At 47.3% G+C, this 22,802-nt stretch carries 21 protein-coding genes; 10 read left to right on the top strand and 11 right to left on the bottom strand.

All coding sequences use genetic code 11. The features are described 5' to 3' along the window. Window positions 1-2 precede the first annotated feature (2 nt). The 4 genes from HNR77_RS22395 (at window position 3) to HNR77_RS22380 (ending at window position 5,628) form a co-directional block, all read left to right on the top strand. The gene (locus HNR77_RS22395) at window positions 3-1,547 is read left to right on the top strand and encodes a methyltransferase domain-containing protein (RefSeq protein ID WP_184189388.1); all 1,545 of its coding nucleotides are present in this window, start codon (window positions 3-5) and stop codon (window positions 1,545-1,547) included. After that, window positions 1,544-4,264: a polynucleotide kinase-phosphatase gene (locus tag HNR77_RS22390; protein WP_184189386.1), complete on the top strand. Its 2,721-nt coding sequence runs from the start codon at window positions 1,544-1,546 to the stop codon at window positions 4,262-4,264. Before HNR77_RS22395 ends, HNR77_RS22390 begins: the two co-directional genes overlap by 4 nt. A gap of 307 nt (window positions 4,265-4,571) precedes the next feature. Next, window positions 4,572-5,126, top strand: coding sequence for a GNAT family N-acetyltransferase (locus tag HNR77_RS22385; RefSeq protein ID WP_184189383.1), 555 nt, complete (start codon window positions 4,572-4,574; stop codon window positions 5,124-5,126). A 250-nt stretch (window positions 5,127-5,376) separates the two neighbouring features. After that, window positions 5,377-5,628, top strand: coding sequence for an RNA-binding protein (locus HNR77_RS22380; RefSeq protein ID WP_184189380.1), 252 nt, complete (start codon window positions 5,377-5,379; stop codon window positions 5,626-5,628). 76 nt (window positions 5,629-5,704) lie between these two features. Here HNR77_RS22380 and HNR77_RS22375 read toward each other — a convergent pair whose 3' ends face one another. From HNR77_RS22375 to HNR77_RS22355, 5 genes are all read right to left on the bottom strand, one after another. Then, window positions 5,705-6,049, bottom strand: coding sequence for an S-layer homology domain-containing protein (locus HNR77_RS22375; protein WP_184189377.1), 345 nt, complete (start codon window positions 6,047-6,049; stop codon window positions 5,705-5,707). A gap of 40 nt (window positions 6,050-6,089) precedes the next feature. Next, complete coding sequence (locus HNR77_RS22370) at window positions 6,090-6,929, bottom strand: hypothetical protein (protein ID WP_184189374.1); 840 nt, start codon at window positions 6,927-6,929, stop codon at window positions 6,090-6,092. A 78-nt stretch (window positions 6,930-7,007) separates the two neighbouring features. Beyond that, on the bottom strand, window positions 7,008-7,484 hold the full coding sequence (locus tag HNR77_RS22365) for a DUF5381 family protein (RefSeq protein ID WP_184189372.1): 477 nt from the start codon (window positions 7,482-7,484) through the stop codon (window positions 7,008-7,010). 17 nt (window positions 7,485-7,501) lie between these two features. Continuing rightward, window positions 7,502-8,569, bottom strand: coding sequence for a WXG100 family type VII secretion target (locus tag HNR77_RS22360; protein ID WP_184189370.1), 1,068 nt, complete (start codon window positions 8,567-8,569; stop codon window positions 7,502-7,504). 321 nt (window positions 8,570-8,890) lie between these two features. Next, entirely contained in the window at window positions 8,891-9,811 is a 921-nt protein-coding gene (locus HNR77_RS22355) for an AEC family transporter (protein WP_111271606.1), read from the bottom strand. 120 nt (window positions 9,812-9,931) lie between these two features. Here HNR77_RS22355 and HNR77_RS22350 point away from each other — a divergent pair, with 120 nt between their 5' ends. The 3 genes from HNR77_RS22350 (at window position 9,932) to HNR77_RS22340 (ending at window position 12,825) form a co-directional block, all read left to right on the top strand. Then, window positions 9,932-10,447 (top strand): mismatch-specific DNA-glycosylase, encoded by a 516-nt coding sequence (locus HNR77_RS22350; RefSeq protein WP_184189368.1) that lies wholly within the window; start codon window positions 9,932-9,934, stop codon window positions 10,445-10,447. Window positions 10,448-10,613: 166 nt separating this feature from the next. Further along, entirely contained in the window at window positions 10,614-11,210 is a 597-nt protein-coding gene (locus tag HNR77_RS22345) for an RNA polymerase sigma factor (protein WP_260410773.1), read from the top strand. Beyond that, the gene (locus HNR77_RS22340) at window positions 11,191-12,825 is read left to right on the top strand and encodes a hypothetical protein (RefSeq protein WP_184189366.1); all 1,635 of its coding nucleotides are present in this window, start codon (window positions 11,191-11,193) and stop codon (window positions 12,823-12,825) included. Before HNR77_RS22345 ends, HNR77_RS22340 begins: the two co-directional genes overlap by 20 nt. Window positions 12,826-13,079: 254 nt before the next feature. Here the strand turns inward: HNR77_RS22340 and HNR77_RS22335 are convergent, their stop codons facing one another. After that, on the bottom strand, window positions 13,080-14,141 hold the full coding sequence (locus HNR77_RS22335) for a LacI family DNA-binding transcriptional regulator (protein ID WP_184189364.1): 1,062 nt from the start codon (window positions 14,139-14,141) through the stop codon (window positions 13,080-13,082). A gap of 203 nt (window positions 14,142-14,344) precedes the next feature. Here HNR77_RS22335 and HNR77_RS22330 point away from each other — a divergent pair, with 203 nt between their 5' ends. Beyond that, a complete protein-coding gene (locus HNR77_RS22330) occupies window positions 14,345-15,688 on the top strand; it encodes a glycoside hydrolase family 125 protein (protein WP_184189362.1) in 1,344 nt (447 codons plus the stop codon). Between the two features lie 16 nt (window positions 15,689-15,704). Here the strand turns inward: HNR77_RS22330 and HNR77_RS22325 are convergent, their stop codons facing one another. Both HNR77_RS22325 and HNR77_RS22320 read right to left on the bottom strand, forming a co-directional pair. Continuing rightward, window positions 15,705-16,661: an IS30 family transposase gene (locus tag HNR77_RS22325; protein ID WP_184189360.1), complete on the bottom strand. Its 957-nt coding sequence runs from the start codon at window positions 16,659-16,661 to the stop codon at window positions 15,705-15,707. A gap of 205 nt (window positions 16,662-16,866) precedes the next feature. Beyond that, window positions 16,867-17,217 carry a MerR family transcriptional regulator gene (locus tag HNR77_RS22320; RefSeq protein WP_184189357.1) on the bottom strand — a complete coding sequence of 117 codons (351 nt, stop codon included), beginning with the start codon at window positions 17,215-17,217 and terminating at the stop codon, window positions 16,867-16,869. A gap of 133 nt (window positions 17,218-17,350) precedes the next feature. Between HNR77_RS22320 and HNR77_RS22315 the strand changes: the two genes are divergently transcribed. Further along, window positions 17,351-18,103, top strand: a complete 753-nt coding sequence (locus HNR77_RS22315; RefSeq protein ID WP_184189354.1) for a hypothetical protein — start codon at window positions 17,351-17,353, stop codon at window positions 18,101-18,103. A gap of 103 nt (window positions 18,104-18,206) precedes the next feature. On the opposite strand, the gene HNR77_RS22310 is transcribed toward HNR77_RS22315, so the two are convergent. Together HNR77_RS22310 and HNR77_RS22305 are read right to left on the bottom strand one after the other, a co-directional pair. After that, a complete protein-coding gene (locus HNR77_RS22310) occupies window positions 18,207-19,259 on the bottom strand; it encodes a Gfo/Idh/MocA family protein (protein WP_184189351.1) in 1,053 nt (350 codons plus the stop codon). 54 nt (window positions 19,260-19,313) lie between these two features. Then, window positions 19,314-20,201: a sugar phosphate isomerase/epimerase family protein gene (locus HNR77_RS22305; protein ID WP_184189348.1), complete on the bottom strand. Its 888-nt coding sequence runs from the start codon at window positions 20,199-20,201 to the stop codon at window positions 19,314-19,316. A 129-nt stretch (window positions 20,202-20,330) separates the two neighbouring features. On the opposite strand from HNR77_RS22305, the gene HNR77_RS22300 reads away from it, so the two are divergent. Further along, window positions 20,331-21,227 (top strand): helix-turn-helix transcriptional regulator, encoded by an 897-nt coding sequence (locus tag HNR77_RS22300; protein ID WP_184189345.1) that lies wholly within the window; start codon window positions 20,331-20,333, stop codon window positions 21,225-21,227. 316 nt (window positions 21,228-21,543) lie between these two features. On the opposite strand, the gene HNR77_RS22295 is transcribed toward HNR77_RS22300, so the two are convergent. Then, complete coding sequence (locus HNR77_RS22295) at window positions 21,544-22,227, bottom strand: serine/threonine protein kinase (RefSeq protein WP_184189343.1); 684 nt, start codon at window positions 22,225-22,227, stop codon at window positions 21,544-21,546. Window positions 22,228-22,802 lie beyond the last annotated feature (575 nt).

Below are 22,802 nucleotides of genomic sequence, written 5' to 3'. Positions count from 1 at the left end.
ACATGCATCTGATCATAAAAGCGAGCGGGGAGGGCGCAGGCCAAGTATCCCATCTGCTCGCCAAAAATCCGAATAACTTGTATGACCGAACAGACAAGGGTGTACGTGTACGCATGGTATACACCAAGGCTGGGGAGCAAGAGACAGAGGTATTGATTCACGCCGAGCCCGACCCGGTTGATCTGGTCAGAGGTACGCCGGATGGATACGACATTACGCAGTATATTAATGACCGGGAATTTGTGACCAGCAGCCTGTTTTGCTCCTACATCCGTTCGGCTCTGGGAACCGCTTTGAATGGCAAGCCGAAGGAAGACTATACGCAGTGGGTGGAGCATGTGTTTGAACTGGAGTTGACATTTGGCCCGGTAGCTTCTGATCTGCCCGACCGTGTGGTGGAGGAGCTGTTCTCGGCTCTGGGGTATGACGTTACGATGGAGCGTGGAGAGTCGGCGTATTCTTTTGACCTGAAAAACAGAAGCACGGTTCGTCACATCACACTGCGTGGTAAACAAACGATACAACAGGCTCTGCGTCAGCTGTTTCTGCTGATTCCGGTACTGGATAATTACAAGCATTATTTCATCAGTGAGGATGAGATTGATAAAATTATGCGTTATGGCGAAGGTTGGTTAGACATGCATCCGCTCAAGGAGCTTATCGTTAGACGCACACTTCATTTTGCCGAATTGATTCGCACATATGAGCGTAAGCATGGGACGTCGACTGTTGAAGACGCAGGAACTGCACAGGCGGGAATGACGAATGGGAACAGGGAGAGACCATTAAATTCGGAATCTGAAATGCTTGGGCATGATGGTGCAGGTGAAGACAGGGCGGCAGAGACGAAAGAAGAAACAGATACAGACACAGACACAGACACAGACACAGACACAGATACAGAAGCTCTTTCATCCGACAAAGCGCCTGTACGGTTAAATGAGCTCCGTTACCGAGCCATTACGTATATTGTAGCCTCCCTACCGAACAAACGCCGCATTGTTGATATGGGGGCTGGGGAAGGCAAGCTTTCTGCACGACTTGCTTACATTCCAGGCGTAGAAATGATTGCTGCGGTTGAGCCTTCAGGCCAATCACGTCTGCGGGCCAAGGAACGGTTTTCCAGGCTGCAGGATCGGGCCGGAGTCAAGGCTGTGCCAGAGGCGATGCTCGGTTCCCTGTTTTATTTTGATGAGCAGATGCAGCGTATGGATGTCATGATTCTGTGCGAAGTGATTGAGCACGTTGAGGAATATCGTCTGGACCGCATTATGGATACAATCCTGAAGGAATATCGACCTGAGGTGCTGCTGGTTACTACGCCAAACAAGGAATATAACGAAGTATATGAGATGGAGCAGAAGCAGCTGCGCCACCAGGATCACCGCTTTGAATGGACACGTGAGCAGTTCAGCATGCGCTGTGCACAGTGGGCGGAGAAGGGCGATTATGCTTATGAGATCAGTGGAATAGGTGAGCATAAGGAAGGCTTCGGTCAACCGACACAGCTCGTAAAATTCTCACGAAGAAAGGAGGAGCAAGCATGAGACGAGACGAACAAACGGGTGCAAACAATGACGTGCATTCAAACGCCACATCAGAACAAAGGAAGCAGCATTCAGAGAGCAGGACAGTGGAAAGGCAGCAGAACAGTGACCAGGGCAGACATCGGGAGATTCATCTGCCTTATGCAGGCATTGTTGTGCTGGTCGGTCCGTCCAACAGCGGCAAAAGCACTATGCTGGAAAGGCTCGTAGCTGAAGAGGTCATACGCTCAACAGAGATTGTCTCATCCGATCAGTTTCGCATGCTGGTAGGTGACGACGAATATATAGAATGGAAGCATCGTGCCCGCAGTGAAGCGGATGTGATATATGCGGAGTATCAGCAGGTATCAGCGAAAGCATTTGAAGCGATGGAAGCCATAATTGCAACTCGCTGTCGCCTGAACAAGCTCACCTGGGTGGATGCAACACATCTGTATCCAGAGGATCGGGAGCGGTTGATTCAACTCGCACGCAAGGCCCATGTGCCAGTCATTGCGGTTGTATTGAATGTGCCGGAACAGGTGCTGCTTGAGCGCGACGATAAGCGTAAACATCCGAGAGGACGTCAGCGGGTAAAACAGCAGGTGCAGCAGTTCAGACGTACGCTTCGTTCCATTCGTGATGAAGGCTTTGATGCAAGCTACATTCTGAAGCACCCCTACCCGGTATCCTTTGTCCGTACAGCAAATCCGTTAATGATCGATATGGGCACAGGCATTGATATTATTGGTGATATCCACGGCTGTTATGATGAGATGATGGAGCTCATCCATCGTCTGGGGTACGTGGATGAGCAAGGAAATGGCATGTTTCGCCATCCCGAGGGTCGAAGGCTCGTTTCTGTCGGAGATGTAAGCAGTCGCGGGCCGGAATCCTTGAAGTGTTTGCTTTTCTGGCAGCAGCATTGTGCCGCTGGTCTGGCTTATATGGTTGACAGCAATCACGGCTGGAAGATTGCGCGTTATCTGGACGGGCGTGACGTCACATTAAGTCATGGCGATGAACGAGTCGAGGCTGAATTGCTTCAGCTTGAACAAGTACAAGGCAGCGCTGCAGCCAAGCAAGCAAGGGAGTCATTAAAGCATTTTCTGCTGGAAGCGCCGTCGCATCTGGTGTTTACACGGAATGGCGTAAGACAGGTTGTCGTCGCTCATGCCGGGATTCGGGATCATTTTATCGGGAAGCAGTCCAGGCGTATTCAGGATTACTGCCGGTATGGGGATGTAGAAGGTACGGATGAGAAGGGGCGGCCGGTGCGTAAGGATTGGTACGTAGATCACAACTCTGGTGAATGCATCGTCTGGGGCCATGATCCAAGGCCATATCCTATGATCGTGAATGATACAGTCAATATAGATCAGGGTGTTGTATTTGGCGGTATGCTGACGGCTTGGAGAATGCCTGAACGTGAATCGGTTAGCGTAACGGCGAAGCAGGATTATGCCAAGGATGCAGACAGTCCATTGAAACGCTGGGAGCAGCAGCGCTTCGCACCGCCAAACATTCGCAAATTCAAGGATGGATTTACCGTTCAGACGGAATCACGGCTGAACGTAACTGTACAGGGAGAGCTCGCGCAGACAGCGCTGGATACATTTTCACATTATACGGTGCCCCTGGAGGAACTGGTCTATATCCCGCCAACGATGAGCCCGCCGCCAGGTGAATGTTCTGTAGAAGGGTACATGGAGCATCCGCAGGATGCATTCCGCTATTATCGTTCACAGGGCGTGACCCGGATGGTTGCGGAGAAAAAACATATGGGCAGCCGGGCTGTGCTCCTCCTGTTCCGCGACGAGCAGGCTGCGATTCAGCGTGTGGGCCGCCCGCTGCTGGGCAGCATCGTGACTCGTACAGGCCGGGCATTTTTTGATCCCGCAACGGAACAAGAGGTGCTCGCCAGATTACATGCAGATTTGACGGCAGGCGGGTATTTTGACAGACATCAGACAGAGTTTGTTTTGCTGGATGCTGAGATTGTACCCTGGAACCTGAAAGCACGGGAGCTTATTGCCTCTCAATATGCCCATGTCGCTGAAGCTGCACTAATGGATCGCAGCGTTGTGAAGGACAAAATACGTGAGGCAGCGAACGCAGGCCGCAATGTTGCAGACTGGTTGCAGGAAACGGAGGTTAAGCTGGCGAATGCCCGGACATTCCGGGATGTGTTTGAATATTACTGCTGGGATGTGAACGATATTGGTGACATTAGCATTGCTCCCTTCCACACACTGGCACATAGCACAGCAACGTTCTGGGAGAAGACACATGAGTGGCATATGGAACAGAACCGTGAGCTGGCTCAAATGTGTGCGCTCATCATAGAAACAGAATACCGTGTCATTGCGGATGAAGCAGATGATGAAGAGATTATTCGCTGGTGGGAGGACATTACAGCTGAGGGGCATGAGGGCATTGTGATCAAACCTGAGACGTTCCGCAGCTGGAACGGTGGCAGAATGATACAGCCTGCTCTGAAAGTTAGAGGTCGTGCATATTTGCATATTATCTACGGCATGGATTATTTGGCTCCTGAGCATATATCTCGACTTCGCAAACGCAAAACGTCCAAAAAGGAGAGACATGCACTGCTTGAAAGTGCTCTTGGCATGGAAGGAGTCGAACGTTTTGTACGTGGTGAATCCATCGAGCGGATTCATGAATGTGTACTCGCTGCACTTTCCCTTGAATCGGAACGTGTCGATCCCCGGTTGTAAGCCATGTTATGGGTGCAGGATGACTGGGGGAATGAACGTAGAAATACGATTGGGTGCGTATCTTTATAAATATAGGGAGGCCTGAACGGGGATATCTTATGGATGATGATTCATTCATGCGATATCCTCTTTTTTGCTGTGTGCTTTAAAACAATCAAATAAACAAACAAATAAACGCTTTTATTATCGCTTTTTTTCCTTGTTTATTGCAGTTAAAGTCGGTATTTTCTTCTAAATCTCAGCTTTTGTATGCACCCACACATTGGCGGGATTTCAATATAACCGACTTGGAAAGGAAGCGAAGCGAATGTTTAAAAGTGTGGAAAATGAATTGGAGTATGCGATGTTTAATGGAATCTGGACAACAGTCTGGACCGAAAAGGGATTTGAACTTGAGTTTTCAGAGAAGTTTCTGGAAAGATACGTGGTGATTACAGAGGAAGGTCATTATGTCGGCTCGATTGAGATCAAACCGTATACCCCTGAAAGTCTCATTAACGAAATTGGTCCATTTCGGGAGCATCCCTTGATTAAGGAGGACGTGGGCAGCGTTGCAGAGATTGATAAACTGGCTATTTTGTCCACCTATCGGGGGCGATATGTTGCAGATTTATTGTCGGCAATCGTGCACTACGCGGAGATGAAGCAGATCAATTATTACGTCATGCTGCTGGAGCCTGTACTGATGCGAGCCTTGCGTATTTCCTATCATGTACCTATTGAGAAGGTAGCGGGCAGAGTATTTTATAAGGGGGAGGATGTGATTCCTTCCATTGTGAACGCCAGAGAAGTATATACGCATAAGGAACGGTTTCCCTGGCTTGTAGATTTGGGAAAAAATTCAACAAAATCATTAGATTGACTTCTTATATCAACGAATTAATAACAATTATAAACATCTGTCGGCTGCTGTTGTTGAACGAGAGCAGAGGGTGGGATTACAGCCGCCATGATGAAAATGGGGCCTAAAGGGCCCCATCCCTTCATGAGAAAGTTGGGATGTTTGGATTAGGCTAATGAACCAAAGGCCTATATCCAATCCTGGTATTGTGGGTAATAATTATAAAGGGAAGCATTGGAATCTCACAAAGTAACGATAGGGGGTAACCTGTATGGCGTCAATGATTTTGCTGGTAAAACAGACGGAAGACGAGGAAAAGGTTATTTATCGATTCGGACCGGATGAGCGGAAGATGGGCCTTATTGAGATGAACAAGATCAAGGAAAGTGTAAAGGAATTGGAGCCTGTTCAGGTGGACGGAGTTAGTCCAAGTTTCTTTTTTAATCGTGCGGCTCAGTGGCTGGTGCGATGTTTATTCAGAGAAGGCGGCAAGTTTCCGGAACGAACCACAGTGGAGACGTAGTCTATACAAATACGCTCGTTCATTAAAATACTCTGTACCCAAAACATGTCATCAGGGTACAGAGTATTTTGTATACTTATTTGCTCGAATATCTTTTTAATTCGCCATCTGCTTCCAAAACGAGATAAAGCCTGTGGAGGATGGTAGCAGCCTCGGCTCTGGTAATGTTTTGTTTAGGGTTGAACATGTCATTAGCATTTGTGGTTATAATCCCGTACTTTTGCAGGCCTGCCAGCCTTGCTCCAACTAAAGCCGAGTGATCATCGCTTAATTCCAAGCCTTCAAAAAGCAAAGGGAACACCTTGTTGGTTCCATCAATCTCTTCGTTGTACCGTCCATCATCCAACAATTCGTCTTTGTATTCGCGTTTGGGGATATCTTTCATTGCATAGAAAACATAGAAGAAGTCCAAGCGCAGCATTGAATCATTGCACTCGGACTTCCTCGTGTTAGATATATGTTTAAGGGTTAGAGACAGGGGTTGCGAAGCGATCAATCCAAGCCCGCAATTGTTTACGAAGGGATGCTGCGGAATGCTGAGTAATCTCGATGCTGGCATTTTCGCTGTTAGCGTTATCACTGGAAATGCTCCAGAAGCCTTGATCGGTACGAAGCATGAGCAGTGTTTGATCTGGCAAAGGTACTTCTGCTTGGTCGCTGGTATAACGGATAATACTTAGGTTGTCTACTTGACGACCAGAAATTTCGAAGGACTCATGCCAACGTGATAGTAACTCTTGTGATTCTGAGGGAATTTCCCAATCACTCAAGAAGGTCTCTAATGAAGTGTGGTTATTCTCGTCTGTAAGCACATTCCATTGTTTTTCCGTTATTGTAAATTGAGTTGTCTGATCAATGAATGCCCCCTGTTGTCCTGTGTAAAACTGGAACAACTCTTCCTCCCATTCCTTCGGTTCTGTCCAGGTGAACAGGTGCACATGGTGATCCACGGCCAAGTGATACAAGTATGGATCGTTGTTATCTGTACCTTGGTGAATGGTTAATACCTTTTCTTGTCCATGGCTGTCCGAATAGGCACGAAGCATGCTGCGGCTTTGGGCAAAATGCATTAACATCTTCAGAAACTCTGGCTCAATCTCAACCTCCATGTCTTCCATACGTGCGATGAGCCCTTTAGATAACAGGCTGTGAGAGGCCGCTCTCAGAATAAGCTCCCAGTGTTGTTCAGATAACTCACCATACATTGGTTTTAGAAGGCCTGCGGCAATGTCTTCTGCGCCAATGGTAGCAAGTGCAAATCCGAATTCTTCAATGGATAAGGTAACTAGAGTTTTGGTCATCAGTGTAATCCTCTTCTTTCAATTCGATGATTGGGTCGGTACAACAGACAACAGATTAGAACATACACGTGTATTATTTCATTGGTTTTTAGACGGAGACTTACGTTCATTCCAGGTTTTACGGAGTAGTTTAAGAATGTCGTTCTCCTGATGTTTCAGTAGACTGTACGTATAAAGTTTATGGTGCTGTCCATCATACATTTTCAAGTCATAGTGGGACGGAGTAGGTTGAATCCATTTGTTTATTCCCGGTGCAGCCAATTGAATGGTTTGAATCTCCTTCCAGGGCAGATGCTCACCAGATTTGGTTATCAAGCCAGATTCGTCGAAGCCAAACAATACATTGGAGCCAAAGACCCTCCTGATGTTCCATACGAACAGACGTCCAACAAACCAAAAGCTTAAGAAGGCAGCGCTGCTAAAATAAAAAATGAATAGAGGACTGTTCTCACCAAAGATCACGTCACCAATCAAGACAAATCCAGCAATGATAAATAGAGCACAAATGAGTGTGTGACGTATAGCAAACTTGCGTTGGTATGTAACGTACTGCAAATGGATACCCCCTGATACTATTTGAAGAGTTTACTTACCCACCTGATTCCTTTTTCAGCCGCTGAAGCGATATGCTGTCCTGCGTAACTACCAATAGCTCCACCTACATATGCCCCAACGGCTGTTCCAGCAGGTCCTGCGAAGGATAACAGGGTTCCGCCAACAATTGCCCCGGCTCCAGCAGAAGCAGACTTAATTACAACATTTGATGCGGAGACGGCAAGATCCGTTTTGGTTAAGGTACCGTCCTTATATTTGGAAACCGTTTTGACCCCTTCATCCCACACATTCAGTCCAACGTTTATTGGAAACAGTTTTTTGCTGATCATTTTAGGAATTTGGGAAGTCTTCATGCCATATTGACCTTTATTCACGCCAGCAATAACATTCCGGGTCCATTGAGCAAAGCTGTTGGCTTTGTTGAATCCAAGTCCGATATCGCCAACCTTTAATTTGCCTGCCAGTTTATCAAAACCCTTCAGTCCCCTCATGACCAGACCAGGGTTGCGGAATTGCTTATCTAGTTTACGTGCCATGTTACTTAGAAAGGAATCACCCTTACCCTTCACCCACGGAGCATTATGAATTTTGGTACGGGAGGAGTTGCGGGGATCTACCTTGAAATGAACCGTTTTGGAAAGCACCATAGACGTAGCCAAAGCAGAATATATACCCGTGCCAATCATTCCTACGTTCCCATGAATCCCGCTGATCTTATCCCAAGACTTGCTTCCTTGATCATACAAATCTGATAGCGTGTCTTTAACCGCTTTGTTAGAGGAAGATTGACCTCCATTCGTTTGCACTCCTTGGCCTTGAGACTGGTCTGCCTTGGCGAAACGCGAGGCAATCGTATTCAGTTCTACACCAATGGAAGATACCGAAGTGGAGAAGTTCGCCATTTGCCGGTGTGCCACCTGAAAGTTCTGAAAGAAACGCTCCTGCGTGATGCCGGACCATTGACTTTGTAATGAACTAATTTGTCTGCTCAGGTTGCTAATCATGTTTCGGCTTTGTTCCGAAGCCTGGGCAAATTGGTTAGAAATTTCCTGAAGCTTCTCAGGTGGTACAACAATTCTTGTCACAACATTCACCTCGTGGAAATGATAATGAAGATATGTAGATAAATTGCGATATAGGTTTCGCAGGACTATTCTGTCATCGAAGTAGCAAGCATAATATTTTTCATTGCATAACAAATAAACAAACTTCCATGAAGGATTACCCAATTATTTTAAGGTGCGAAACGTATTTTCGCAACGGATAATAGGCTTTTGACGCGCGAAACAGTTCTATGGTCGGGTTATATAAGAGCTTGCCGTAAGACTTTATGCCTGTACCCGAGAAGAATGAAGCCGAATGAGAAAAGCCCACAAAATCCTAATTAGGAATGCGGGCTTATGTTTTCAGAACGTTTTGGCATATGAGATCAGAGCCGTAATAGTTATAATGTTAAGCAAAGTCGAGATCAGTACAGTCTGTGCTGCAAAATCAGGCTCGTTATCATATTCCTCTGCAAGAATCGAGGAGTTGACCCCGGTAGGCATGCCGGAGGCGATAATGAGCGCCTGAGCCGCTACGCCTTGTAGGCCAAGCAGCAGCACGATGCTGATTCCGATCGCCGGACCAACCAGCAGACGCAGTAATGTGCTAATATACACATCAAGACGGTATAAGCGGATGGGATATTTCACAATCTGCGCTCCAAGTGTCAGCAGAGCGACAGCGACCATACTTTGCTGTGCATAGGTAAGCGGCATGGACAGAAACGTAGGCAAGGGCAGCTTCCAGGCTTGAAACAAAATGCCGAGCAGCAGCGCATACGGTACAGGCATTTTCAGAAAGCCGATAATTACCGCGCGATAGTTTCCTTTGAGCTTCGCCCCCTGGATAGACAATACCCCGTAGGTGAAGGTAAGTAAAGACTGCAGGGACATGACCAATGCCTGAATGGAGGAGGCCAGCGGGTCACCCCGAAATACCAGTGCATTGATCGGCAGACCATAGTTTCCTGCGTTATCCAGCATAATGCTATTATTAAAAGCGGCCTTCATGCCTTTGTTCATACGGAATGAGCGGGTAACGACAGAGCCTATAATATAGAGAATGAGTACATAGATTGCGTAAAATAGAGTGACTGTACCTAACAGCTCGCCTGACATATTGGAGTGATACATGCTCATAAAGACGGCTGCGGGGGTAATACAATAGAAATTGATTTTGGCGAGAGTGTACAAGTCCAGCTTGAACACCTTTTGCATCCAGGACCCGACAGCGATCAGGAGAAAGACGGGCAGGACGACTTCTAACATGATGTCTGCAATCATCGGTTCAACTTCCTTTTTCATGAAAATTTCAGATCTTTGCGAAAAACACTTCACCCATTATATCATTTTATACACAACAGCAAGAGAATTTGGTCAAAAAAGTTCAGGAGGTGCTGCATCATGATCCCGGATCATCTGGATAAAGGTTTATCTATTCTGTTTATTGGCTTTAATCCAAGCATTACCTCAGGAGAGACAGGCCACCATTATGCGTATAAAGGCAATCGCTTCTGGCGTATTCTGGAGCGTTCGGGGCTAACGCCACGTCTATATGATGCAACGGAGGATGGAGAATTACTAAAGCTGGGGTACGGTTTTACCAACATTGTGGCTCGTCCAACCAAAGGGATTGAGGATATTACGAAGGAAGAGTATGCAGAAGGGCGCCAAATTTTGCGAAAAAAGCTGGAGACGTACCGACCGGATATCGCTTGTTTTGTAGGTAAGGGCGTGTACACCCAGTACAGCAAACGAACTAAAGTGCAATGGGGCTTCCAGGATGACCCGATCGTGAAGGAAATTCAGGAGTTTGTTGCACCTTCCTCCAGCGGACTTGTACGTATGTCAATGGAGGAAATTGTGGATATTTATGCCGAGCTTGCGGATTTTGTGGCGGAGAAGAACGGCGGACAATGAGAGGGTTCTCTGTAGTGACTGGAAATAGCATTGTATATGTGAGTTCGACCGTTCTGTGATTATGTGAGTTCACCCGTTCAGCGATGGCTGGAGAGGGTGGATTCTTTTTTTAGATCAAGTGAGAAGTTTCGGAGACGGCTTCCGTCTATATAGTACAGAACCATGCATGGATGCTGTAGAGAAGGAGGATTACATGACACATCTGGTACCCGAGGAGGAACTGATTCAGCGCATTATAGATGGGGACAAACAGCTATTCAGTGTGCTCGTGGATCGATATAAAAATAAAGTCTACGGCATTATGCGCGGAATGGGCGCAAGTCACCCGGATGCCCAGGATCTCGCGCAAGATACATTTATTCGAATCTATCGCTATCTGCCGACCAGGAGAGAGGGAAGCAGCTTCGCGGCTTGGGTGTATACGATTGCGGTGAATATTATGAGGGATCATATGCGAAAAAAGAAACCTGTAATGTCTGCCGATCATGAGATCGAACCTGTCAGTGAAGAAACGCCGGAGAAACGATTGCTGCATAAGGAGATGCAGCGCGAAATCCATCGTCAGCTTGCACAGCTGCCGCAAACGTACCGTCTGGTATTGCTCCTGAAATATACCAATGAGCTGACCTATGAAGAGATGGCGGCAATTACAGATATGAGTGAAGCGCAAGTACGTAATGCGCTGTATCGTGGAAAGAAAACGTTAAGGAAGCAGATGGAACGTAAAGGAGGGATATCAACCTATGAAGCCTATTTCAAGTGAGCAGGAGAAGCAAGATCGCAAGTGGGAAGAGGAGTTGTTTCGCGAGGAACCCGATGTGGATTTCACATGGAAAGTGATGCAAAAGCTGGATTATGTGTCTATGGAAGAACCTCATGCAAAGGTGCCATGGGAAGCGGCCAAAGCACCGCAGAGCAAATGGATTTATCAAACAGGGATCGCCGCCGCGGCTGCAGTGCTTATTGCAGGAGGGGCTTGGGCTGCTTGGGATCGAACAACGGAAGAGCCAGCTCAGTCTCCTGTCAACGCAGTGAACATTCCCCCCTTGCCAGATATTCCTGTGCCTGAGATTCTGAGATATGCCAATCTGGCGGATGACTACAAACGCCTTCAGCCGCTTGGACTTGTATTGAACCCTAATATTAATATTGATGATCAGGGATACAAACTGAAAATCGAGAATGTGCTTGTAGACGGTTCCCAAATTATACTCATGCTGCAGCAAACTGCACCTGACGGCTTGGGAATATATGCATTGAATTCCAGAGTAGATGACATTCATATTATGGATATAAACGGCAAAGACGTTGCAACGCTTGCACATGATACTAGGCCAGATAGTGGCTCTCTAGATAAGCTGGTGTTCCAATTGCACCGGGACATTCCGGATGAGGTGATTGTGCGTGGAGAATTCGGACATTTAAATGTAGGTAATGGCTATGGCTATGATGTGAATACCAAAACCTATACGGACAAAAAGGTCTCCGTAGACTGGAGCTTCCAGTTCAAACTGGATATGACCAAAGCCAAAGCCATGTCCGTAGAAACGCTGATGAATACGCCGTATACAACACCGGAAGGGCTGGAACTGGATATGAAGCAATTGGTGCAGACACCAAACGGAACCCGGGTTGATCTGGAAGTGAATCTGAACGATCAGCTTCGCGCCAAAGCAGGAAAGGATTGGGAAAAGAGTATGGACATTTTGTATCATATCGAGATTCCGGGAACGAATGAGTACCGGATTTTCAACGGCAGCAGACCCAATGCACGCTATGCCAAATTCCGTTATCGGGATTGGAGTCAAGTGAGTGCGGGAGGACCACTTAAGATGTCGGAGACATGGGACCCGTCGATCGTGACACTTAATGCCGAGAATATGCGCTTTGTACTGGACGGTTATACGATGCCAGTTAAAGAAGAACAGACGTTGGATGTGGACTTGGATAAGAGCAAGGAGGACGTTAACTTCTATACCTTTGCCTCCTTTAAACATCTTGGTGATCAAATTGATCTATATGGACTCGGTTATCAGAATGTGCAGTCATCCAATCACCAGACACAGGGTGGATCAAAGGAAAAAGCCTCTCTTGTTCTAGAAGGAGAAGGTGTCTTCCAGAATGAATTTTATGGTGACCAGTGGGTTGCAACAGACCCTGAAGGCAGAGAATACGCCGTTGAAGTAATGGGCATTCGAGAAGCGCCGAATAACAAAGAAGAGTACGTTGTCAAAGACCTTAAATTCATTGTTCATGGCTTTAATAAGGACAGTGGCACAAAATTGACATTAAAACGAACGATTGTCCATCGGGATTTTCGTGATGTAGATTGGAGTATAAAACTGGCGAATTATCCGACCATGCCTTGGGATAAATAATGAAGCAGTGTGTGACCATTCCATAACGGCCAGTACGCTGTTCTTATTGGTTCGGACGGCTTGGCGAATCATTTGGTGAATGACAAGGACTAAATATGCGAAGAGCCCTGCATATTGGATTGCGGGGCTCTTTCTAATGTGGGAATGGATAGACGCAGGCACAGTATATGAAAGAAAGTCCTTAATCTCAGGTGATGCTAATACGATGTGTTCGAGATGTATGCTTATCGTCCTGATCTTTATCCGATCTGCACCTACGCCGATTCCCTTGGGATCAGTGTGGTCGATAACATGACGGTTTCCTTCGGAGTGCCAGGCCGCTCGATGCGACGTTGCAAGGCTTCGACGGCACGTTGTCCAAGCTCCTCTTTGCACAGATGTACTGTTGTCAGAGGGGGAGAGGAGGTGGCTGCTGTGTACACATTATCAATCCCGATCACGAGACAATGCCCAGGTACGGAGATGCCCATCTGTTGCAGTCTGTGCATCCATTGCAGAGCAATGTCGTCATTGGCGCCAATCCACGCATCAGGGCGCTCTTCGACGGGGAGTCGCTCGATAACAGCGGCAAGCTTGTCTAGCCATCTCCCGTTTTCATAGGCAACATTCCAGGCTTGAAAGCGGACTTCTTCCTTTGCTTCGGTATGAAAATGATTCAAAGCCAGCGCAATCCCGATCTTGCGCTGCGCGAAACTGGCGGCACGTCCGTCATCGGTAATCAAGCCGATGCGTCTGCACTGCTTCGACATGAGATATCTGGCTGCTGTAATGCCTGCTTCCAGATTATCATGACTGATCGTATCACAGTTCAGCAGGGGCTCCTGATGATCGACCAGAATCATTGGACGCCCGGTCTGTACCAGCGTTTGCAGCACGGTATGCGGGAAAGCACCCATAACGATAATTCCGGCACAGCGTGTCCAGTCGAGATGAGGTGCGATCGCTTTTTCAGGTGTGATGTCTTTGCCGGGCATGTCCAGCGAAGGGGACACAATCACGTGATGCCAGCCTTGCTCGTTACAGCCTGAGATGATGCCTGAAAGGACACGCTGCCAATAGTGCGGCTCGCCCCGGTTAAGCTGATTCATACAGATGAGAACGAATGGGGGCTCAGCAGCATTAGCCGGATTCGGGCCTGCGGAATGACTTGCCGAACCAGGTATATTTTGACGATAACCAAGCGCGCGGGCAAGCTCGAGCACACGTGCACGTGTCGATTCACTAACACCCGTTTTGCCGCTAAGTGCGCGGGATACGGCGTATTTGGACAGTCCAAGCTGGTCAGCCAGCGTTTGGATAGATACTTTTCGAGACATAGTGTTACTCCTTTTATAGGGCATATAATGACTTGTTTTTTCGAACAGCTGAAAGAAATGTGAATTGACGTACATACATAGAACAAGTACACTTACAGATAATAACGTTATTATAAATTATAATAACAAAAATAACAATATTGTTTTTTTAAAATCGAAACAGGTTGATTATCCGGTTTGCACAGAAACGGAGAGGAGCTTCCATGGAACAATTCAGATTACCGAAAATCCCGATGCCTGAGCTTGAACTGCCTCAAGCTGTCTGTGATATCTTAGCTGAAGCGGATGAGCAATTACAGCACAGGCCAAGACTGCTGGCACAGTTTCGCAATTGTTTTCCGAACACATTGGAGACAACCACCAAGCTGTTAGAGGATGGCACAACGTTTGTCATTACGGGAGATATCCCGGCCATGTGGCTGCGCGATTCAGTAGAGCAGGTCATGCATTATGTGCCGCTTGCGAAGCAAGACACGCAGCTGCAGCGTATTATCGGAGGGTTGATTAAACGACATACTTTTTATGCAGATGTGGATGTGTATGCGAACGCATTTAATGAAACAGCTAATGGCTGGCACTGGGATGCCAATGATGAGACAGATATGTCGCCTTGGGTGTGGGAGCGGAAGTTCGAGCTGGATTCCCTATGTTTTTCCATGAAGCTCGCATATACATATTGGCGTGAGACGGAGCTTACGGATATTTTTGATGAACGTTTTAAAAGGGTCATGAAACAGATTGTGCAGCTGTGGGAAATGGAGCAGCGACATACAGAGCAATCTCCGTATCGTTTCATGCGGCGTAACTGTCCGGCTCACGATACACTGCGCAATGAAGGGCTTGGGATGCCAGTAAACTATACGGGCATGATCTGGTCCGGCTTTCGCCCAAGTGATGATGCCTGTGATTTTCACTATAACATCCCGTCGAATATGTTTGCCGCAGTTACACTCAGCCAGATGGGGGAGATGGCGAGATGGGTGTTCCGGGACGAACAGCTGGTGAGCCGTATGGCGAAGCTGGAGGAAGAAATCCGGCACGGCATCGCTTTATACGGCACATATCGTCATCCGTTGCATGGACTCATCTATGCCTATGAAACGGACGGTTATGGCAATGTCTGTCTTATGGATGATGCGGGCACACCGGGCCTGATGTCGGTCCCGTATATTGGATATGTTTCTGCGCAGGATGAGGTGTATCAGAACACACGGCGGTTTATTTTGAGTAAAGAAAATCCGTATTACTATGAAGGTACAGCTGCCAAAGGCATCGGTAGTCCACACACACCTCCGGGGTACATCTGGCACATGGCGCTGTCCATGCAAGGGTTAACAGCAGACAATGATGCGGAGATGCTGGCGATGATTGAGCTGCTGGAGAAGACGGATGCGGGCACAGGTTACATGCATGAAGGCTTCCACGCTGATGATCCTGACATGTTTACACGACCTTGGTTTGCGTGGTCGAACAGCTTGTTTGCACAGCTGGTGTATCAGGCGATGAAGAAAGGAATTTTAAAAGTTGTGATTCCAACAATAAATTAATATAAAAGACGGATTGTCAAGCCAAGTGCGACAGTTCCTCTGAAAAGGATTCGTGAGCGGTTCTCCAACTCAGACATTTACGTGGTCTGTTATTGATCAAGTCCAGAGCGCTTTCCAGAGCTTCATCCGTGATCTGGGCAAAATCCGTCCCTTTGGGGAAGAACTCTCGCAGGAGTCCATTGGCATTTTCATTCGAGCCGTGTTGCCAGGAGGAATAGGGATCTGCAAAATACACCTGCACGCCATGAACGGCTTCCAGGCTGGTGTAACAGGCGAATTCCTTGCCACGGTCTGCGGTAGCGGTTTGAAATGCACGGACAGGGTACTGCGAAGCCGCTACCCCAAAGGCAATCTCCATGGACAATGCCGTACGATCCGGCATGCGAATCGCTGTGTACAAGCGGGTTTTCCGTTCGATGAACGTCGCTACACAGCCCTTGCTTTTCCCACGGCCCGAGACCACCGTATCCAGTTCCCAGTGGCCAAAGGTTTCCCGGTTGCGAACCTCTTTCGGACGCTGCGAGATCGGCTTGCCCACAGCAAACCGCCCGCGTGTTTCTACCGGTTTCCGACGCTTCCCTTTGTGTCTGAGGACGGCAAGCACGCCTTTCACCAAGCGGCCTGTATACAGCCAACGATAGACGGTTTTAAAACCTACCATCGCTTGACCTTCCTGACGCAAACGCTCTACGATCTGTTCCGGAGACCAGGTCGCCCGAAGCTTTTCTTCGATGCGATTCGCCAGTTCTGGATTCCACTTCCCTGCGGAAACAGAGGCCTTACGACGCTGGACATAGTCCTCTTGAGCGTTCTCCGCGCCGTAGGGGGATTCTGCTGCTTTTCGGCGGAGTTCCCGGCCAATCGTGGCATGATGTCTGCCGAGTTCTTTGGCAATTGCTCGGGTACTTTTTCCCTGCTTGTGGAGGATTTCTAGCTTGCTGCGTTCGACTATGCTAAGATGTGTGTAGCTCATGGTGGATTCTCCTTGTGTGAATGGTTGTGTGAGAACTTTCATTCTACACGAATCCGGCCATGGGCCATTTTTTATTTATTTCCAGCAGGTGTCGCACTTCATATTACAATCCGTCAAAACATAAAACATAAAACCCAACTGCAGAGAATTACGGCAGTTTGGGTTTTATTAATATAGAAAGCCTATAGGTAGCATTAGAATGTGCCTATTCTTTTTTTCCTGTGTTGTAATCAATCCATTTATCTAAATTTGTTTTAGTAAAAATAAGTTTTCCATTTAAATTAGCATACGGAATGAACTGATATGTATCAAAAATTGCCATGTTTTGTTTTCGATCAATGTCTTTGTTGATGATATCATCTAATTCTGAAATAGAAATCTGTAAATATTTAGCAGCTTCTTCCTTGGTTAGAAGAGTTGAGTTTTCTTGTGTTTGCATTGTTTGAGGATTGTCAAATTTTTGTTTAGACTCAAAATAGCCGTTTATTAAGCTGGATAAAATCAATGAAACCCCAATAATTATTGAAGGAATAATTAACTTTGTATCTTTAAACATATGTATCACTCCTTAGTAGTTATAAAATTATTATACATATTATTCTTCTTATTGTAAAAATAAAGAAGGAAAAAGGAATAAAATGTCGTATATAGTATATTGTACTTAATAATTCAGAAGGAAGGTTGGAATTTTGAAGAAAATAACATCAGTATTATTGTCTTTATCTACAGCTTTATCAATCCTTGCTCCAATGGCTACAGCAGAAAGTGGGATAGATGGTGAAATCCATTTAAATCCTATTCCAATTATTGATTTAACTACTCCCGCTACAGATTTCATTGTTAGTCAAGATTTAGAAGGTGCAAAAAAGTATGAAACAGTTGGCAATCCTAATGCTACATATGAATTTGTTGATCCTAAACTTGCTAGAAAAAATAATAGTGAAGTTACACCGCAGGCAGGTGATCGTCGAGTTTATGTGAAGTCTGCTTACGTAGTTAGCAAATCGGTTATTACTGGATATTCTGTAGGTCCTATGGAGCAACAAACACTCTTAATAAGTGTCCCTAAGGGAAAAACATCATCCAAGACATCACAATCGTCCGTAAGTGGAACGGTTAAAATTACTGCAAAGGCGGATGTAGGGATTAAATATGTCGTTAATCAGAGTTTAACAGGCGAAGTTAGTGGTACCATATCTAAAAGCTGGGGAACTACAGAAGTTTATTCTGGTCCACCTGAGAGCTCTGCATTTAACACAAGAAATTACTACGCAGCTATAAATTATGATCAGTATAACATTGTAGTAGTAAAATACGATTATTATGATGAGTATGTTGGCTCAGTATTTCAGGAAAGAGTAGCTGTTAATGCTGGATATACCTATTTAGATGGTACGAAAAAACCTATTATTATTGAATATCCAGTAGATGTAAAGTATTAATCAAATATTCAATAAGAGAAAAAAATTCACTTATCAGCACTTGCTGATAAGTGAATTTTATTGTTGTTTTAGACTTTTAATTGAATCTTTGAAATAACAATATTCAAATCTTCAACAGATCAGCGATCAGCACCTTTTTTCCGGTACGTGCGCTTTCGAGGGACGCGAGAACCATAGCCATGCTGTACTGGTTGTCGCTGCAATCCGTCTCAGGCAGACGTCCTTCTTCGAGAGCAGTAAACATTTCCTCCAGACAGCCGTGGTGTCCGGTTTGGTCCATCACTGGCAGCTCGGCTTCCATTCGTTCACTATGCTGGAGGAAGGATAACTTGCCATCGTTCTCCAGCGTAGGTGTGTTTACGACTTCAGCATAGATGTTGTCGTGTCCATCCCAGATGGCGGTTCCTTTTTCCCCCGTCACACGCCAGTTTGCTTCCCAGGATGTAGGAACACCCTCTGCACACCAGGACCCGCGATAATCGAAGACAGACCCGTCAGACATCTCGAAAATGCACAGCGCCATCGCATTTCCTTTATACCACGACCCCGGGGGATTGAATTCATGGCAGTAGACCGAAACCGGATTCGCGCCAAGGATATAACGTGCCTGGTCAAAGGTATGTATCGCCATATCCAGCAAGAGCGGACTCTCCATGAGGTCACGGAAGCCGCCAAAGTGCGGTCCGAGGAAGAAATCCGCCCCTGCATATCCGGGCTGACCAATCGTTCCACTGGAGATTAGCTGCCGATAGGCGCGAATGCGCGGATCAAATCTGCGGTTCTGCATCACGGCCTGAATGCGTCCTGTACTGCGGGCGGTTTGCACAATGTCTGCGCAGTCCGAGAACGATTCTGCCAGCGGTTTTTCGCCAAAGACGTGACAGCCCGCTTGAAGTGCGGTTATGGCTACATCATGATGGCTGGAAGGAATGGTTACATCAAAGACGATGTTGGCATCTGTGGCTTGAAGTGCATCACGTATATTGGTGAACGCAGGACATTCCAGATCATGACGCTGGGCAAACGTCACTGCGGTTTGTTCATAGAGGTCAACGAGTCCTACGATTGCGGTATCTGGTCGTGCTTTAGCGTAGTCGGCCCAGGTGTTTGCCATAGCTCCGCAGCCTGCGATGATAACCCGATAAGTGTTGGTCATGTGTTCAACTCCTCGCGTAGATGTTCATGTTCATGTGGTGAATAGTTTATGTCTCTACACCGGGTTTGGGACAAAGCTGCCGCCGCGGCAGTGTTTCAAATAGTTGAGCGCGTGCACCTGCCCGGTCATCTCAAGCTCGTCGCGGTAAACCGGATCATGCCAGCCTTCAATATCAATGGTGCCCTGATATCCGTGCTGGCGCAAAATGGTGATAATATCAGCCCAGTTGCTGTCTCCGAAGCCTGGCGTGCGATGCCATACAAATTCATGCGGACCATGCACACCATGCTGCTTCACAATATCCCAGGCGATGGTTGCATCCTTGCCGTGTACGTGGAATACTTTTGGAGCCCATTTGCGGAGCTGCGGAATCGGGTCGATCAAGCTCACCATCTGATGGCAAGGCTCCCACTCCAGCCCGACATTTTCATCAGGCACAGCATTAAACATCATCTCCCAGGCGGTCGGATTATGCGCAATATTCCAGTCGCCCGTCTGCCACGTTCCACCCATATCACAATTTTCAAAAGCAATTCGTACACCCCGGTCTGCCGCCCGCCGTGCCAGTTCACCAAATACTTCCTTGAAACGAGGGATGGATTCGTCAATTGGCTGGTTGGTCAAACGTCCCGTGAAGCCGGAGACGATATCTGCGCCGAAGAGCTGCGCGTGGTCAATGACCCGCTCCCAGCTTGCCAGAGTATCGACATTATCCCCCGTCCCGGTGAGTGGATTACCGAACACACTGACAGCGGAGATGACGATGCCTTGTTCGTCAACGATGTCGCGCACACGTTTAGCCGTCTCGGCGAGATCAAGGTCGCCCGTCGTTTGCCAGAACGTCAGGTTAAAGGATTCAAAACCGTGCTGCATAATTTGCGGAATCACTCGAACGGCATCCTGGCCGCCGACAAGGGTTCCAACGCGTATCAATGAATTCATAGTTGTATTTCACTCCAATATTGGCTTATAGTCTTCGTGACACACTCATTATAGCCGTGCAGCTACGGGATGGCTCTAAACAATTTTGTGCTTTATTAGTCGGATTTTGTGTTGAGGGGGAAGAACGTCGTGCTGGACTTGAAAGCGCTTCATGAAGATACGCGAATTGATCATAAATCCCATCCGTTTCAGCTCTTCCAGAATCGTTGTTCCGGGAAAAAAATCGAGGAATGCATTCTGTACCTGCATTGGCATGAGCATTTTGAATGGATCATCATGCGTGAAGGAAGAGCAGTGTTCCATATTGACAGTCGGCCTTATGAAGCTGAGGCAGGAGAGGTCATTATCATTCCGGGGGGAGCTCTCCATGTCGGTTATGCATTGAATGAAGGAGAGGTGCATTATGATTCCATTGTGGTGAATCGTGCGCTGTTTCAGGATTTTGCCAATGACCCTGTGCATGAGCAGTATGTTGCGCCGTATCTGGAGGGCAGTGTGAGGTTTCCGGTGAAGCCAGCCGCAGAGAATGCGGCCTGTGCGGCCTATTATTCTTTATTAAATGAAGCAGTAGATGAGATGGCAACGCAGCCTCCCGCATATCAACTTGTCGTGAAATCCAAGCTGCATGCGCTGTTTACTTTGATGGCCCGGACGTTTATGCCGCATCAGCTGCGGGACAGGTCGGGCGGAGCATATTTTCCCAACCGCGAGCGGTTCAAGCAGTTAATTGCCCGGATCGAGGCTGATCCCCAGAAGAAATTGACGGTTAGTGAGGCAGCAAGCCAAGTGGGGCTGAATGTGTATCATTTCTGCAAAATGTTCAAAAAGCTGACCGGACGTACCCTCGTGGAATACGTGAACGGATGCAGAATGAGTGAAGCCGAGCGTCTGCTGCAGGGCAGTAGCCTTACCGTTACCGAAATTGCTGCCCAAGTCGGGTGCGATAATGCAAACTATTTTACCAAGCTGTTCAAGCAGTACAAGGGCATGACCCCGTCACAGGCACGGGGAATGAAACAAGCGTAAGCGGTGGGGCAGAAGAAAGGCGAGCAAGGAAAACTCGATTAAGGAAAAACCCGAGTCTAGCTCTCTTTAGGAGGCGAAACCCGGGTTGGTTGGCATGATGGATAGCAGTTGTTGATTAAAGTATAGACGTAGAAGTGGGCAAAAGAACAAAGTGAAGACCGAGTAGAATGCCTGCCAACTCTATTAAGAACACAACACGTATGAGGCACGAAGAACGCAAGGAACGCAAGGAACGTAGAGACCGCGAAGAACCAAAGGCTTACAACGATTACGAAGCTTACAAGGTCCCTTGGGTGGTCCTCAGCAATCCGCCAGCTTATTTCAAAAATCTGGAGAGCAACCGGTTTGCCTTTTTCGAAAGGTCCTCCATTTTGAGATTGGCTTGATCCAGCTGGTTATACGTCCATTTGATTGTTTGCAACATTCGAGGGGATATGGGTGTGCCTTTGATTCGTGGATAGATGTTGTGATAGGCCCACACCAGATGCTCCCAGCGGTGATCGTTGCCCTCCTTAATATACTCCGATACGTCGAGCACTTTGCCGCGTCCGTGCTGGAGCAGGACGTTTTTGAGGTGAATGTCGCGTGGATTCAAGCCACGCTGACGCACGGCTTCTCGTGCTGCGTCCACATCGAGCATAACCTGCTCGGGGACGGGGATTCCTTTTTCCAAACATTCCAGCAGGGTGTCTCCAGGTTCGTAACTGATAACCAGCATGTTCCGGCCACTGCCGTAATACGTGGGGAAATAAGGCAGGCCCTGGAGCTGCGTGTAAACGTGTTTTTCATTATTTAATTTATCTAAAGCATGATCCGAGTACACTTTGAAGGCATACTGCGGCAAGTCATCATACGTAAAAACAGCCGCATCCGTACCTACACCAATGCAGTGAATTCCTGCTGCCTCACCGATGATATGTACCAGCTCATTGCGATCGCTTCCGATGACTTGAATCTGTTGTAATGCTGCTTCCGCCTGGAACCAATCCGGCTGCTTCATGGGTGGCGCCTCCTTTGGGATATGCCTGTACATTAATTAATGGAATACTGCTGTGTGAAAATGTCGTGATTTGCACCAAATAGGTGAGTAAGCCGAGTAACTGGGCGTATGAGCACCATGTAGGTGAGTAACCCGAGTAACTGGGAGCATGAGCACCATGTAGGTGAGTAACCCGAGTAACTGGGCGTATGAGCACCATGTAGGTAAGTAACCCGAGTAACTGGGCATATAAGCACCATGTAGGTGGGTAAGCCGAGTGACTGGTGTATGAGCACCATGCAGGTGAGCAAGCCCGAGTAACTGGGTAGATGAGCACCATGTAGGTGAGTAACCCGAGCAACTGGGCATATGATCACTATGTAGGTGAGTAACCCCGAGTGACTGGGTGTATGAGCACCATGTAGGTGAGTAACCCGAGCAACTGGGCGTATGATCACCATGTAGGTGGACAACCCGAGTAACTTAGACCATCGCACCACGCTAGCTATGATGAACATAAACCAAGGATAGCCCTCCATATTGCTGCACTCGTAGGTTAAAATGGAAAGTGACAAAACCACCATTTCAGAGCTACA

The sequence above is a fragment of the Paenibacillus sp. JGP012 genome (assembly GCF_014203995.1).
GTDB lineage: Bacteria > Bacillota > Bacilli > Paenibacillales > Paenibacillaceae > Paenibacillus > Paenibacillus silvae.
Note: the sequence above shows the minus strand (reverse complement) of the source record. Positions and strands in the feature narration are given on the sequence as shown.